Genomic DNA, 15,553 nt, shown 5'->3' with positions numbered 1-15,553 from the left:
TGCTCTCTCTCGACAGCTTGGCTGTTGCTTGTGACCCGTCTCTCGCGAGGCGGGTCTTTTTTGGTCAGTGACAGCCCGTGACGGAGGGCAGCGTGTCGCAACGGGCCAAGGATGGCCTCCACTTCCGTGGTGCGACCTGCCAGCACATCCTGAAGCATCGAGGCACGGTTGTTCGCCGTGGCACGGATGACCTGGTCGACCAGGGCCTGCCAGCCATTCGTTGGCGGGGCGATACCCTCGGCTTCCAGCACCCGAGTGATCTCGTCGACGGCCTGGCGCACCATCAGGGAAAAGGGACGATCACGCAGCTGTCCATTGCGAATCCGAAAGCGTGCCACGAGTGGATTGATGGCGGCATTGATCGCCAGCTTGTGCCATAGGCGAGTGCCGATGTCGGCACTGACATGACACTCACGGCCAGCCGCCTGCAGCCAGGCAGGTGTCGCGCCACCCACACTGGCCAGCGCAGCGCTCAGGCGGCTGGCCGAGCTGTCAGCCAGCAGGGCACGCAGGTCATCGACCAGTTCGCTCAGAAAAGGCGCTGCCGGATCGCCCTGCTCGTGAATCATGCTCAGGCGCTGCTCCCACAGGGCGGTACGTTCGGGGCGGGAGACGGCGTCCGGCAGCGCATGGATCAGGGCTCGACCGATACGCGTGGAGCGCATGGCCTGACCATCGCGCACCAGGTAGCCGCGATTGATCAGTGTCTCCAGCATGCCCGCACGTGTCGCCTCGGTGCCCAGGCCATCCACATCACGTAACGTCCGGCGTACCGCGTCATCTTCCACGTAGCGGGCGATGTTCATCATCGCCTGTATGAGACTGGCATCATTGAAGGGCTCCGGCGGGCGGGTCTCCTTCTCCTCGATACCGCAGTCGAGCACGCAGGCCGGCTCGCCTTCCTGCAAGGCGGGCAGAGGAGGCGGGGTCTTGTCGTCGGATGCCTGTGCCGCGCGCTGGAACAGCACCTTCCAGCCTTCGTCGATGACGCTGCGGCCACTGGCGCGGAAGGGCTCCTTGGCGAAACGCAGCTCGACCTTGACCTCACGATAGCGGTAGGCCGGATAGAACTGGGCCAGCACGTTGCGGGTGATCATGCGGTAGAGGTTGGCTTCGTCACGCGACAGGCGTGCGTAGTCCGGCTCGCGCCCTGTCGGTGCCAGGGCATGGTGGGCGCTGACCTTGGCGTCATTGAAGGCGCGTGAGCGCAGGCTGAAATCCGCGCCGCCACTGAAACGCTCAAGCTCTTCATCGCCACTGCAGGCACTGATCATCAGATTGGCCATGCCGGCATGATGCTCGCGAGGCAGGTAGCGGCAATCGGAGCGCGGGTAGGTGATCAGTTGATGTCGCTCGTAGAGGGCCTGACAGGTGTCGAGCACCTTCTGGGCCGGCAGGCGATAGCGGCGAGCGGCATCGACCTGAAGCGCCGAGAGCGAGTAGGGCAGCGGCGCGGGCTGGGACTTGTCGCTGGCCTCGACGCTCTCGACGTGACCATCGCCCGGGGTCTTCAGTGTCGCCAGGTGGCGGGCGAGGCGCTCGGCGGGGCGGCTGTCCAGCAGGCGGCCCTTGTCATCCAGTGGCAGTTGAGTGCCCTTGGTCGCGAGCCGTTGCAGCCACGGGGAACTGGGGGCATGCCACCAGGCCTTGAAGCTGCCGGTCGCCACGCCGGCCTCGATCCACAACGGGAAGAAGGCACGCGGCTCGAAGGCTTCGATCTCCTCGTCGCGACGCACCACCAGCCCCAGCAGCGGTGTCTGCACGCGCCCCACCGACAACACGCCATCATGGCCGGCCTGACGGCCCGTCAATGTCCAGGCGCGTGTCAGATTCATGCCATACAGCCAGTCGGCGCGCTGGCGGGCCAGCGCGGCTTCGTACAGGGGTTGCCAGCGCTGATTGTCATCCAGCTTGTCGAGGGCACGCGTGACGGCGGGGCGGTTCATGTCGCTGATCAACAGGCGTTTGACCGGCCCACGCCAGCGCATGTGCTCGAGCACTTCCTGCACCAGCAACTGGCCTTCGCGATCCGGGTCGCCGGCATGTATCACCTCGTCAGCCAGCTTGAGCTGTTCTCGAATGGTCTTGAGCTGGCCGCGTGCCTGACTGCGTGGCTTGAGTTTCCACTGTGCTGGAATGATCGGCAGGTGATCCAGTGACCAACGCTTGAAGCGCTCGTCATAGTCGTCCGGCGGCGCCTGTTCGAGCAGGTGGCCGATACACCAGGTGACGCGAGTGTCTCCGGCATCGATATAGCCGTCGCGCTTGCTGCTGCGCCCGGGCAGGGCCTCGGCGATGGCGCGGGCGAGGCTGGGCTTTTCGGCGATGATCAGGCGCATCGGTCATCCTGGCGGTCAGTGGCACGTTGCATGGTGATCCATACAGTATGCCGCTGGCACGGCGCGGGGATCAATCGTCGTCGAGGGCACGGCGTGCCTGGACGAGCGCACGATACCAGTCGCGGTTGGCGGTCTGGATCAGCGGCGGGCGGTTGGAGAGGTAGCTGATCGGGTGGTGATCCGCCGGCTGGTAGTTGCTGAGCATGTTGAGCGTCGCTTCCCGCGCCCCGAAGGTGTCGCGCAGGAAGTCGATCGCCAGCGGTTCCAGTTCGACGCGATAGTGACGCACCAGCGCGATGGCCAGCGATTCGGCGGTACGTGACAGGTCGTCGTCGATCTCGCGCACCATGGCACTGCCGAGGGCCGCCTTGGCGGCGGCGGACTGGTTGGGCTCCAGCTGGCCGAAGTAGGCGGCATTCGAGCCATTGATGGCGCGCTGGACGGCCGGGCGTGAGAGGTGGATGTGCGGTTCGAGCGCCAGGGCGATCTCGATCGCCATGGCCTTTGCCTTGTCGACGCCGACGCGCAGGATCGTCTCGCGGGCCTGAGAGGCGATCTCGCTGTCGACGCGCTTGATATGACTCTTGCTGAGGTGATCCGCCAGGTGCTTGCAGACCTCCGCCTTGGCCTCGTCATCCAGCGCGATGGTCTTTTCCTGGATGCGCAGACCGCGCCGCCCCGGCCCGACACGCAGGCGGGTGGCATCGTCGGACATCTGCGAGGAGATATTCTCCCAGCGCTTGGACATCTTGAGGAAGACGGCGTGGCTGCGACCGACCTGCTCATAGGCACTGGTGACCGTCTTGTAGAGGCGAATGGCGTTGGTGAGGATGTCGGCGCGCGTCCGCAGGGCGCTGCGGTGTTCACGGTCACCCTCGTTGACGGCGATCGCCAGGTGCGTCACCTGCTCGGCGAGCGCGTCCATGGCCTGGGTGGAGCGCTCCAGCAGTACCTCGGCCCTGAGCCCGGAGGCGGCATCTTCCACCAGAGTGCCGGACTGCTCCGCCAGATAGACCGTCAGCGCCTTGAGGCGTGACAGCCCCGTCGCCTGGCGGATGCGGTAGCGGGAACGGGCATGCTCGAGATTGTCCAGCGTGCGAGCCAGCTTCCAGCGTCCACGATATTCGAAGGTCAGCAGCGGGATCTTGCGTCCGCTGATCAACTCGAAGGCCAGGATCAGCATCTCCTCCACGTCCTGCATCGTCATCAGCAGGTCGTTGTCCTGCTCGATGGCGGCCAGCACACGCTCGATGAAGTTCTCGTCACGAGGCACGCCCTTGTGCAGATCCGGCGCTCGGCCCTCGAAGCGCTCACGCAGCAGGCCGATGGCCTCGGGCGCCAGCTCCGCCAGCTCATTGAACTGGGGCTCGAGCCATTCGCGGTTCAGGGTGTTCATGTCGCGGATACGGGCGTGCAGACCGATGCGACGATAGACGTCGATCTGACTGATGATGCGGGCGGCGTCACGATCATCCAGCAGCTCCAGCGCCGCCAGCTCCACGCCTTCCGGTGCGAGATCCTGCTTGCGCAGCAGCATGGCAGCGGCTTCGCGGCGACGGGCATCGCCTTCCAGGCTCTCGACGATCAGGTTGCGCGTGGCGAGGATCAGCTCAGGCACGGTATCGATGACGCGCTCGATCTTGGCCTCGGTGCGGTCATAGCGGCGAGAACTGGTCAGGTTGTGGGCGATGTTGGCCACGATCCCCGCGACACCGGTGATGACGGTGTAGGAGATGAAGAAGATGTAGTTCTCGAAGGTGGGTTCCTTGCCATACCCGAGCAGATAGCCCCCCCAGGCACCGATCAGCGTCACCGGGCCGGCCGTCCACAGGATCTGCATCAGGCTCACTGACCATGGCACGCGCTCGACGGCCTGGGTGATGCGGCGAATCTCGTCCCGGCCTTCACGCTCAAGACGCACCTGGGGTGCATCATTGGCTGGGTTGGCGCGGGGACGAAAGAGACTCGGCAGCAACAAGACAGACTTCCTTCAATCAATGGGGGATGTCGTGCTGCTGGACGGCGGCATGGGGCAGGAGCTGGTGCGTCGCAGCGGTCGTGAGCCGACACCGCTGTGGTCCTCCCAGGTCATGCTGGATCAGCCCGAGCTGGTGCGTGATCTGCATCTGGATTTCATTCGTGCCGGCTCCCGGGTCATCACGCTCAATACCTATACGGCCACGCCCCAACGCCTGACGCTGGCGGGAGTCGGCGAGACCATCGGCGCCGTGCATGCGGCCGCTGGCAAGGCGGCGCGGGATGCCATCGCCCTGAGTGGCGAGACGGATATCCGCGTGGCCGGTTGTCTGCCGCCATTGGTCGCGACCTACCGGCCCGATGTCGCACCGGATCAGGAAGAATCGCTGGCCAGTTATCGCACCCTGGTGGCGCTGCAGGCGCCCTTGGTCGATGTGCTGCTCTGCGAAGCGCTGTCCTCGCATGACGAGGCGCAGGCCGCCGCCACTGCAGCGCTGGAAAGTGGCCTGCCGGTGTGGGTCTCGTTGACCGTGAAGGACGATCTGAATGCGACCCTGCGCAGCGGTGAGCCGCTGGCGGACACCGTCGCCATGCTGGAAGCGCTCGGCGTGGATGCCATTCTGATCAACTGCAGTGCGCCGGAGGCCATACAGGGTAGCCTTGACACGCTGCTTGGCAGTTCGCTGCCGGCGGGCGCCTATGCCAACGGCTTCACGTCGATCGCGGCGCTCAAGCCCGGCGGTACCGTCAAGGACCTCAAGGCGCGCGAGGATCTCGGGCCCGAGCAGTATGCGGCCCATGCGCTGGGCTGGGTGCAGCGGGGACTGCGTATCGTCGGCGGCTGCTGCGAGGTCGGCCCGGCGCACATCGCGTGCCTGTCCGAGCAGCTCAAGGCGGCCGGTCATCGCTGTGTCTCCCGACTGGGGGAGTGAACGATGAGGCGTGAGGCATCATCGTGATAGACTCCGCCTCCTGCTTCGCAGGCCCCGTCGGGCGCCATGTCCGCGGGGCCGTGAAACGTTTTTTCTAGGGAGATGCCATGCTTGCCGAGTGGGTCGAACGGCTCTTGAGTTACGCCAGTGGGGCACTTGATGCCATCCGCTCTGATGAATCCTTTCCTGCCTTCATGCAGTGGGCGCATTCGGAGGGGGTGAATTACAGCGGTGGTGATGAGGCGCTGGCGGTAGCACTGGCACCGGTGCTGTGGAGCCAGACGCCGCTGGTACGCCTCGATTTCGCCTGCGAGCCGCTGGCACCGCCCGGTCGCAACGAGCCCTGCTGGTGCGATTCCGGCCGCAAGTACAAGCAGTGCTGTGACAAGGTCCAGTTGCCGCCGATACCGGAGCACCTGATGTGGATGCTGTCGCTGCGCGAGTTCAAGGGCGAGCAGCTCAAGGCCGCATTGGCTTCGCGGCTCGCGCCGGCTCAGGCGCTGCTGGAGGCGGGACTGATCAGTGCCGAGGCCGGTAGCCGCGGGCGTGCCCAGCAGATCATGGAAGCGTTGTTTGACACCAGTGACTGGTCGCGCCTTCCGGAGCAGGCCGAGCCTGGCTTCGAGCTGCTGCTGGATCTCTATCAGGAGCGCGGCTTCACCCGCAAGAAGGCCCTGTTGCTGGATGAGGTGCTGGAGCGTGGTCCCGCCTTCCTGCGCGGTGTGGCACTGGAGCATCAGTGCCTGCTGCACCTGGACAGTGATGACCTCGGCTCGGCGCGAGCCGCCTTCGTCCGCGCGCAGCAGACCCTGCCGGACTCGCCGACGCTGGCCTACATCGAAGCCATGCTGCTGCTGCATGAAGGGCAGCCGGAAGAGGCGCAGGAGCGTGCGCGCTTCTGGTGGCGGCGTCTCTCCAAGCAGAAGGATATCGAACCGGGGCAGCTGGAGTTCCTGGCTGATCTGGCCGAGAACCCGCGTGCGACGCTCGCCGAGCAGATGGTCAATTCCGACGAGTCACTCTCGGATTCACTGGCCTCGCTGCAGGCGTTGTTCGAGGTGATCGAGCACCCGTCGCGTCTGGCGCTGGAGACTCAGGACGACGGCAGTCTGCTGTTTCGTCAGAATGCCGAGCAGGCGGTGACACTGGGGCTCTGGGAAGCGGTATTCCCGGCGCGGATCGAGGAAGAGGCAGCGCTGGCGCTGGATGTCGACCCGTGGGAAACCCAGGACCCCAACGAGTGGCTGCAACAGCTGTGTGCCAGTCCCGAATGGCTGGATGTTCCTGCGGTCTGTCAGGGATTGATCCTGGCGCTGGCCAGTCGTTTCGGCAGTCTACCGTGGATGTCGGACACCTTCTTCGTGCCGTTGGCGCGTCGTTTCGAGCGCTGGCTCGACCAGATCGAACAGGCCGGCGGCCTGCTGCGCTGGGAGGATGGTGACAACGCCCAGTTGCTGCGTTGTGGCCTGGGACTGGTGATCGGCATGGAGCGCGGTGAGCGCGAGCGCTCACGTCAGCTGGCGGAGCGCCTGCTCAAGCTGGACGAGGAAGATAGTCTCGGTCTGCGCGAGCTGGTGCTGGACCAGCTGCTGCGCGAAGGCCGCGATGATGAGGCCGTCACCCTGGCGGAGCACGATATCTCACGCCGTGCCCTCGAGGATGAAATGCCGTTGCTGGGCATTCTGATGGGGCATGTGCTGGCACTCTATCGTCTGGGACGTCAGGCGGATGCCGAAGAGGCACTGGTGATCGTGCGCGAGGCCAACTCCCATCTGATCAGCCTGCTGGTGGCGGAGCACCCGCGGCCGGTGAGTCTGGCGGTGGAAGCGCCGGAGCCCGGCACGCGAGGCGAGGCCTGGCAGTATCGCACCCTGATGCGCGATCAGTGGAAGCGCAGCGAAGGCGCACTTGCCTGGTTGGCCAAGCACCGCTGAGCCGGTGTCAAGGGGCGCTCATGCTGCCTGACGAGTGATCGCAAGCGCTCACATGACAAGGCCCATGACAAGGCCTCGTGTGCCTCGCCTCGTATCGTGAGGCGGGCTCAGGGAGAAGCGTGTAGGGGGGCGATCACTGCTGCTTGCCTTGCTGGCGCAGCCGCCAGGCTTCCCGCAAGGCTGCGCGCAGGCCCGGGGTCTGCCCGACCTGAATGGCCTCCAGCGTCGCGGCGAAGGCGTCCGGCGTGGCACGCCAGTCAGGAGGCTGGAGAGCCCCGGCGCTGCTGACGCCGACTCGGTCCAGTGGGGGCGGGGCATGTTCCGGCAGTATGCCCAGCAAGCGCATGTGACCGTTCTGTACCTGGCGCAGACGATGCACGAGCGCCTTGTGGCGCGCTCCCAGAGGCCGGACCACCACGCTGATCAAGCCGGCCAGGAGACGTTCCTGCCATTGAGGGCGTGCCGGGTTGCGATAGGCCACGCCACGCTGAGAGGCTGCTCCCGCCTGGCGTCGGTCCTTGAACCAGTGGGGGGCGCGCTCATCGAGTGCCTCCCCTTCAAACAGGATGCCGGCGGTCATCTGTTGACCACCATGCACACGGGTGAAGGGCAGGATGACGCAGTCCTCGAGCATGGCGCCTTCTTCCACATAGCTGCCCTGCTCGACACAGCAGCGTCCCTGCAGCAGCACGCCGGGCTCCACATGGGTGGTGATGCCGGCAAAGCCTCCGCTGAGGCGCGATTCATCCAGGCGCGTCGCGCCGGCGGCATAATAGACGTGGTGCAGGTCCTGCTCGCCGGGCAGCACACCGCGCTCCCCATGGGGTGACAGGCGTGTGTCGTCGGTCGCCAGAGCCTGCATCACCAGAGCGTGGTAATGCGACAGCGAGCCCAGCAGGGCTGGCCCCAGCCGGGAGTTGTCGCGCACATCACGCCAATGCAGTCGGCCAAGGGCCGGGTCCTTGAGAGAGGATGGCAGGCAAAGCGGTGCCTCAAGCGTCATGGCCAGCTCACTGATGTCCAGACTGTCGGGCATGAACCACTCCGGCATCAGCAGTACATCGGCGCGCAATACCGGGGCGGGCAGGGCCGCCATGGCCCCGAGGCGCTTGAGCTGCTCACGCGGGTCGCGCTCCCCGGGCATCGGCAGGATGTCGAGCTCGATCCCCCAGCGTGAGCCATCGGCGAGTCGTGCCCGGAACCATTCGGGGTCACGGGCGATGATCAGACTGATATGCGTCACGCCGCGCCCGACCAGCAGATCGAGATTGCGTTCCAGCACGCTGCGGCCGGCGATCGGCAGCAGGGCCGGAGAATAACGGCGGTCAATCGGCGCGATCTCCTGACCGAGGCGGTCTGCCAACAGGATCACATGCATCGCAGACCTCCTTGGCATGCGTCGTGAGAGTGACGCGGTGCAGGGCGAGTGGCGAGGTGGGTATCACGCATCAATAGGCTCCGCGACTGGTCAGGACGGCAGGAATCGTGCGCAACAGCAGCTTGATGTCCTCCTTGATGCCCTGACGGTGCAGGTAGAAGAGATCCAGATGAATCTGTTGCTCGAAGGACAGATCGGAGCGTCCGGACACCTGCCACAGGCCGGTCAGCCCCGGGGTGGCATCCAGGCGCATGCGGGCGCGAGCCTCATACAACGCCACCTCGCGGGCGAGCGCGGGGCGCGGCCCCACCAGCGCCATCTCGCCGCGCAGCACGTTCCACAGTTGCGGCAGTTCATCGATGGACAGCTTGCGGATCACGCGTCCCACCCGCGTGATCCGGGGGTCCTGCTTCATCTTGAACAGCACACCGCCCTCACTCTCGTTGGCGGCCTGCAGTTCACGCAGGCGCTCTTCCGCGTCGATATACATCGAGCGGAACTTCCACAGCTTGAAAGGCTTGCCATGCCGTCCGATGCGCTCCTGTCCAAACAGGATGGCCCCGGGGGATTCCAGGCGAATGGCCAGCAGAGTGCCCAGCAGCAACGGTGACAGCACCAGCAGCACACCGCTGGCGCCGACGATGTCCATCGTGCGGCGTGCGCGTGGGGTCAGCCAGTTGCTCACTCGCCATCGAAAATGCCGCCAGTTGGAGCGTGACTTCATCCACAGGCCTCGGCCGGGGATGGCCTCCTCGCCATACTTGCGCACGCTCAGCAGGAAGCTCGGATTGCCAAGCACATAGCGCTTGAACATGCGGCGTGGCTCCATCAGCAGACGCCAGGCCCACTCCATGCCAAGCTTGCGCACGACACCTGGCGCACGCGGAATGCGTTGGGAATAGAAGTCGAACAGGCCACCGACGCCCATCACCACCGGTACCTCGAGGCGTTCTCGGTGTGCAGCGATCCATTTTTCCTGAGCGGGCACGCCCATCGCCACCAGCAGCAGGTCAGTGCCCTGATTGATCTGTGCCAGAACGTCCTCGATGATTTCCGGCCCGATGAAACCATGGTGCACGCCACTGATCTCCAGATCTGGCCAGCGCTCCTTGAGTTTCTCCGCCATCCGCTCGGCGACGCCTGGCGCGGCCCCGAGCAAAAACAGCCGCTTGCCATCCTCGACCAGCATGTCGCACAGATGCGGCAGCAGGTCGGTGCCATTGAGGTTGGCTTCCAGCTCCTGGTCGAGCATGCGGCAGGCCAGCTTCACGCCACTGCCATCCGGCAGCAGCAGGTCGCTGTCATGCAGTACCTGCAGGTAATAGCGATCATGCTGTGCCACGTTCAGGCAGTGCGCATTGACGAAATTGACCGTGCGCGGCTGCGGGTCGCTGATCCAGCTCTTGAGCAGGCGCAGACAGGTCTCGAGACTGGTGTTGACGAAAGGCACGCCCAGCACCTTGACGTGTGGCAGTGTCCTGACGTGCTCAGTGGTGAAAAGCGTCTGATCGATGGATTGACTCATCATGGCGACTCCGCTTCGTGAGCGTCCTGCTGGCGTTCTGGCGTGACGGACCGTGGGCGTGGATCATTGTCGATCTTCTTCTTCTGGGCCTTGCCGATGATGCCCTGGGCGAGCCCTTCACAGCGCAGATAAAGGCGCTCGGGCATCACGCGCAGCATCAGTGCGGCGCCTGCCGTGGCCGCAGTGCGGCCGAATTCGGCCTTCCAGATGCCTGGCCAGGCCTTGATGGCGCGGCGGACATAATCCCAGGCGGCCTTGCCGTCACGCAGTCGAATCGCCTGGCGTGCCAGATAGCGCAGCTGGTAGGCCTGGGCGCGGGGATACCATTGTTCGATGAAGTCGGGCGCATAGGCGCGTGTCAGCTCGACGATCGCCAGCCAGCTCTGGTACTGGCGCTCCAGCTGTGCGGAAAGCCCGCCTTCATTGAGGCGGTAGCGGGTCAGCGGCTCGGGAATGCCTTCCACCGTGGTGCCGGTCTTGAGGGCGATGCGTGTCCAGCACTCGATGTCTTCGCTCTGACGCAGGCTTTCATCGAAGTAGCAGGGCAGCACGCCACCTCCCTTGACCTCGCAGTCGAAGGCGATGGCCTCGAGAATCTCGCGGCGGATGACTGGCGCTGAGCCGTTGCCCACCGGGTTGCGACAGAACAGCAGCCCCGGCGTGATGTCGGTCAGGCTCGGCATCTGGTAGTAGTCCAGCGGTGCGCCGTCGGCATCGATGAAGGCCGAGCGCGAGAAGGACAGGCCTACCTCGGGGCGTGCCTCGAGGTGCTCGCGGTGGCGCGCAAGTTTCGCGGGCTCCCAGATGTCATCGGAGTCGAGGAAGGCCAGATAACGGCCCTGTGCGGCGCGCACGCCGGTATTGCGCGCCCCGGCCAGACCGCGATTGACCGGATGAGAGATCAGTGTGATGCGCGGGTCGTCATAGGCTTCGCAGATCGCCCGGCTGCCATCGGGGGAGCAGTCATCGATGATGAGCAGTTCAAGATCGCCATCCTCCTGCGCCAGCACGCTGTCGATGGCGGCCGTGACGAAACGTTCGACGTTGTAGATCGGCATGATGACCGAAAAGGTCGGGGTCATGGTCTGGCCTCCTGGACGTCCCTGTCTGGGGAAAGCGATGCGGTGGATGCTGCGTGAGGTGTGTCTGGCGAGTCTGGTGGCTGGGTCGATGTATGTGTCATCAAGCCGTCCTGATCGAGGATCAGCCGACGTGTCCACAGATAGCCGGGCAGGGCGGCCAGGCTGATGCCGACCAGAATGCCGGCCGCGACGCCGTTGATGCCGAAGGGCACGCCAGCGAACATGCCGGCGCCGAGCATCAGCGTCATGAAGATCTGCAGCTTGAGGTCTGCCCCGGGCATGCCCTGGGCGCGCAGCAGCTGGCCGCAGCTGTCGAGCAGAATGCGCGGCAGGGCCGAGAGGCAGATCAGGATCAGGATCGGCAGGGCACCACGCTCGACCCAGGCCTCCCCGAACAGGATCGGCACGTACCAGGGCGCCAGCAGGCTCTGGGCGATGATGGCGGGCACCGCGACCAGCGCGAACAGGCGCATGCCGTGGTGCATGCGCGCCAGTCGCTCACGCGAGGTCATGTCGCCACACAGCTGCGGGAAGATGGCGGTGGAGTAGGCGCGCAGGAGGCCAAGGCTGATACCGAGTCCGGCATTGAAGGCGAAGAAGTAGACCCCGAGCACGTCCATGGCGAACAGGGCGCCGACCAGCAGGTAATCCATCTGCTGACGTAGCACCGAGACCACCTCGACGCCCATCATCGGGCGCGCGAAGCGCATCAGCGGACGCGACCACAGCGTGGAGGGGCGCTCATCGATGCGCCATGACTCGCACCAGCGGTAGCTCAATGTCCAGATGGGCGTCACGATCAGTTTGGGCAGGATCAGCGCCCAGAACCCGGCTCCCATGGCGGCCAGCAGCATCACGCCGAGTGCCTCGCCGATGCTCTGGCCCATCTCGATGCGGGCCGTGACGTGCAGGCGGTTGCTGCGCAGAATGCGCGCCGCGTTGATGGCGGCGGGGGGCAGCATCGGGAAGATCAGCGCCAGCGCCATCAACGGCAGGGTCAGATCGGGAGCGTCATAGAGGTAGGCCAGCAGCGGGGCCAGTGCCATCTGCAGCGCCATCAGGCCAAGGCACACCACCCAATTGAACCAGTAGGCATCGCGGCACAGACGCTCATACCCGTCGCGACCGGCCTGTACCAAGGCAGGCACCACGGCGGCATTGGAGATGGCGTGCATGATCTCGTGTGCGGTGAGCACGATGGCGGCGATACCGAAAGATTCCGGCACGATCATGCGTGCGGCCACCAGGGTGGCACCCAGTCGGGCAATACGGTGAACCCCTTGCGACATGCCCATCCATGCCAGGTTGCGGATCAGTCGGCCATTGCCGCCTTCTCCGCCACCTGACAGGCGTGTCCTGAGTCGCGTGATCACTCCCATCGCCTGGCTCCCTGCCTTGTCGTGCCCTGTGCAGGCATCTGATCTTGTCAGTCATGCGGATTGATGACTTGTGTCGCCACTCTAGCGCAATGGACTGATGAATTGGCGTGATCTGACGCAGTCCTGTTCCACTATCGGGTCATGTCGCTGCATCACCGTTGCCTGCGCTGGCGGGGTGGGCATCGGGTACGGGATGAGATGCCTCCACATCCACCGGCCCCCTGTTGTGGATATGCCCCTCACTGGCGGGCAGGCTCGCCAGCTGGTGTGCCTTGCCGATCAGGATCAGCCCCGGCCAGATCAGATAGGCCAGGATCTCCAGGTTCTCGCCGAAGGAGTAGACGAACAGCAGCCCGACCATGATCAGTCCCAGCTGCACGACAGGCCGGCCGACCACGAAGCGCAGCAGATGCAGCAGGCTGACCAGCATCGGAATCAACAGCGCGAACAGACCGAAGATGCCCTTGACGAACAGCAGTCCATACCAGCTGTGGTGCGAGCCTATCGGCATATACTCCACCAGGTGCGGGCCGCGCTCGACGATGCCGTGACCGAACCACGGTGCCTCGTTGCGCCAGCGATCCACCGCGATGCGCCCGAGCGCGGCGCGCACGCGGGTCGAGTCCGCCCGTGAGCCCTTGAAGGCGGCGATGAAGTTGTCGATGGCTTCCAGAATCGGCGCGCCGAGAAAGCCGCCGATCAAGCTCACGCCGGAGAAGCTAAACCACAGCCACGGCTTGTGCAGGCGCTTGAGCAGGAACATCCCGGCGCTGATCAATACCAGCGACACCAGCGCCATGCGCGAGCCGGACATCAGGATCATCAGCACGCTGCCACCGATGCCGATCGCCTTCCATATCGGGTGCTTTTCCAGCAGGGCGCAGGCGAAGTAGATGCTGGCGACGAAGCCCACCGCCGGTGCCCAGGGGGTAAAGAGTCGCCAGCGTGGCATGCCGCTGCCGGGGTCGATCTCGTAGAGGGAAACGGCGAAGAATTCCGGTCCCGGCCCCCCGATGGCCTGCAGTGGCGAGACGAAGGGCACCTGGGGCAGCCCTGCCAGCCAGGCGCCGACGAACACCGGCAGCAACAGCATGGTATGCAGGCAGACGTGCATGGCCGCGCGGATGATCACCGCCGGGCGGATCGCCAGGCAGCCGATGATCGGGAAGACCGCCAGCAGCGCCCAGCCCTTGGCCCAGCCGATGGAGGACTTGATCAGCTTGCCGGTGCCCAGATTCTCGATCAGATGGCCGGCCAGCAGCGAGAATTCCATCACCAGCATGCCGATGATCCATACCCACAGTGGCCAGGGGAGGCGCGGAAAGCGTTGACGGCCCTTGAGGTGCAGCCAGGCGGCGCGCATCACCAGAGACCAGGCCAGCACCGGGGCCAGTACGTAGAGTCCACCGATCAGGTAGAACAGGTAGGTCGCGGTGATCGAGAACCAGATGATGCGCTCTTCCGGGGTCTCGGGGCGGACATCCGCCTCTGGCCCGGCCTTCAGGGAAAACATCGGCGGCTCACACGCTTTGCTGCAAGCGCAGCAGGTAGGGTTTTCTGATCCACAGGAGGATCAGGCCGATGATGCTGAAGACGCTCGCGGCCAGCGCACCGACGATGGCCAGCTTGATGCCCAGCGAGTCAGCCTTCTCGGGCAGTGGCGGCGGGTCGAGGATCTGCAGCATCGGGTAGCTGGCGAAGGGGTCGATCTGGCCGATGTCGATCTTGGCCAGTGCCGTGGTGTAGACCGCCGTGGCGACCTGTTGCTCGCGCAGCAGGTCCTGCAGCTGGGCCGCCTTGGCGACACTGTTGTCCAGTCGTTGCTGGCGAGCTGCCAGATTGGCGCGTCCGGTCTCGAGCTCGCTGATCACGCCGCGCCGCTGGGTGTCCAGGGTGATCAGCTCACCGACCAGGCTGTCTTGGTTGGCATGGCCGGCGGCGGCCCGCAGTGCATTCTGGTTGCGTGAGGTCTGGCGGGGCAGCAACTCCCGCATGCGTGAGGCCAGCGAGCGTTCCAGTGAAGCGAGCCCCGCGGCCAGATTGATGACTTCCGGGTTGCGCTCGCCCCATTTGCCGCGCGCTTCATCGAGACTGGCCGCCTGCTCCGCTGCCTGCGTCAGCAGCGCCTGGTAGCGAGCATCACGCTGCAGTGCGATCACGCCCCCCGCCTGACTGGCATCGAGCCCCAGTCGGCTGGACAGGGTGGTGAGGCGGGCGTTCAGCGCCGACAGCTCGCCATCCCGCATCTCGAGGGTGTCCTTGAACTCCTCGACACTCAGTGTCAGCTCCTTGAATTGCTCCATGGAGACCAGGCCTGACGTGGACTGGAAGTCCAGCAGCTTGCGCTGGGTGTCCTTGAGCGTGCGATCGTAGGTCTCGAGCGAGCGACGGATGACGGCTTCGCGTCGCGCCTGTTCATCGTTGCGCAGCTGTTCGATCACCTCATTGAAGGCATCGATGTGCGCATTGGCGCGTTCAAGCGCGGCCCTGGCGCTCGGTGCGCTGGTCTGGAAGGCGATCAGGGCGGTCTGGTCGGTCAGCTTGATCTTGGGCTTGGCGTAATCGTCGGGATGCATGTCGACCGTCCTGGCGGCACGCTCCAGCACGGCAGGGCTCTCGGCGATGGCGCGGTAGTTGACCTTGGGGTCCAGCGAGGAACTGGAATAGGACGAGTTGGCGCTGGTGCTGGCCTGGCCGATGCTCTCGAAGTTCACCGAAAGCCCCGAGCCGGTACCCGGCAGGATCATCGTCCAGCTGGTGGTATAGGTGACGGGTGCCACGGCGATGAAGGCGATGGTCAGCCCCCAGATGACACTCAGGATGGCGGTGGTCAACAACAGATAGGCCGCGCGGCGGGTGCGCGGGCGCATGCTGGAGCCACGAGCTGCCCAGCCCAGCAATACGCCAAGCATTCGACGCCCCAGTGAGGGCTTCGCCGTGTCTTGCGGCGTGTCGGGTGAGCGGGACTCTGTCATGCACATCCTTGTCGCGTGGTAGTGATCAGTTG

The 15,553-nt window shown here is 65.2% G+C and carries 9 protein-coding genes and 2 pseudogenes; 2 read left to right on the top strand and 9 right to left on the bottom strand.

What is annotated here, in order from left to right; all coding sequences use genetic code 11:
• Positions 1 to 80 precede the first annotated feature (80 nt).
• From CU110_RS18055 to CU110_RS11935, 3 genes and pseudogenes are all read right to left on the bottom strand, one after another.
• Positions 81 to 455, bottom strand: a pseudogene (locus tag CU110_RS18055) (ketopantoate reductase C-terminal domain-containing protein); the annotation flags it as partial.
• A gap of 27 nt (positions 456 to 482) precedes the next feature.
• Positions 483 to 2,339: pseudogene (locus tag CU110_RS11940) on the bottom strand (DNA topoisomerase III); the annotation flags it as partial.
• Between the two features lie 70 nt (positions 2,340 to 2,409).
• On the bottom strand, positions 2,410 to 4,317 hold the full coding sequence (locus CU110_RS11935; protein WP_077371752.1) for a hypothetical protein: 1,908 nt from the start codon (positions 4,315 to 4,317) through the stop codon (positions 2,410 to 2,412).
• A 31-nt stretch (positions 4,318 to 4,348) separates the two neighbouring features.
• Between CU110_RS11935 and CU110_RS11930 the strand changes: the two genes are divergently transcribed.
• Positions 4,349 to 5,248 carry a homocysteine S-methyltransferase family protein gene (locus CU110_RS11930; RefSeq protein ID WP_240665376.1) on the top strand — a complete coding sequence of 300 codons (900 nt, stop codon included), beginning with the start codon at positions 4,349 to 4,351 and terminating at the stop codon, positions 5,246 to 5,248.
• Positions 5,249 to 5,355: 107 nt separating this feature from the next.
• The gene (locus tag CU110_RS11925; RefSeq protein WP_077371759.1) at positions 5,356 to 7,182 is read left to right on the top strand and encodes an SEC-C domain-containing protein; all 1,827 of its coding nucleotides are present in this window, start codon (positions 5,356 to 5,358) and stop codon (positions 7,180 to 7,182) included.
• A gap of 133 nt (positions 7,183 to 7,315) precedes the next feature.
• Here the strand turns inward: CU110_RS11925 and CU110_RS11920 are convergent, their stop codons facing one another.
• From CU110_RS11920 to CU110_RS11895, 6 genes are all read right to left on the bottom strand, one after another.
• Positions 7,316 to 8,560 (bottom strand): hypothetical protein, encoded by a 1,245-nt coding sequence (locus CU110_RS11920; RefSeq protein ID WP_084209197.1) that lies wholly within the window; start codon positions 8,558 to 8,560, stop codon positions 7,316 to 7,318.
• A gap of 70 nt (positions 8,561 to 8,630) precedes the next feature.
• The gene (locus CU110_RS11915; protein WP_084209196.1) at positions 8,631 to 10,088 is read right to left on the bottom strand and encodes a WecB/TagA/CpsF family glycosyltransferase; all 1,458 of its coding nucleotides are present in this window, start codon (positions 10,086 to 10,088) and stop codon (positions 8,631 to 8,633) included.
• Positions 10,085 to 11,167 carry a glycosyltransferase family 2 protein gene (locus tag CU110_RS11910; protein ID WP_084209195.1) on the bottom strand — a complete coding sequence of 361 codons (1,083 nt, stop codon included), beginning with the start codon at positions 11,165 to 11,167 and terminating at the stop codon, positions 10,085 to 10,087. The genes CU110_RS11915 and CU110_RS11910 overlap by 4 nt, the downstream gene beginning before the upstream one ends.
• Entirely contained in the window at positions 11,164 to 12,546 is a 1,383-nt protein-coding gene (locus CU110_RS11905) for an oligosaccharide flippase family protein (RefSeq protein WP_084209194.1), read from the bottom strand. The genes CU110_RS11910 and CU110_RS11905 overlap by 4 nt, the downstream gene beginning before the upstream one ends.
• 139 nt (positions 12,547 to 12,685) lie before the next feature.
• On the bottom strand, positions 12,686 to 14,059 hold the full coding sequence (locus tag CU110_RS11900; protein WP_205694037.1) for an O-antigen ligase family protein: 1,374 nt from the start codon (positions 14,057 to 14,059) through the stop codon (positions 12,686 to 12,688).
• 7 nt (positions 14,060 to 14,066) lie between these two features.
• Positions 14,067 to 15,521: a hypothetical protein gene (locus CU110_RS11895; protein WP_084209193.1), complete on the bottom strand. Its 1,455-nt coding sequence runs from the start codon at positions 15,519 to 15,521 to the stop codon at positions 14,067 to 14,069.
• Between the last annotated feature and the right edge of the window lie 32 nt (positions 15,522 to 15,553).

Origin of the sequence: Cobetia sp. ICG0124 (assembly GCF_004006355.1) — a bacterium.
GTDB lineage: Bacteria > Pseudomonadota > Gammaproteobacteria > Pseudomonadales > Halomonadaceae > Cobetia > Cobetia marina.
Note: the sequence above shows the minus strand (reverse complement) of the source record. Positions and strands in the feature narration are given on the sequence as shown.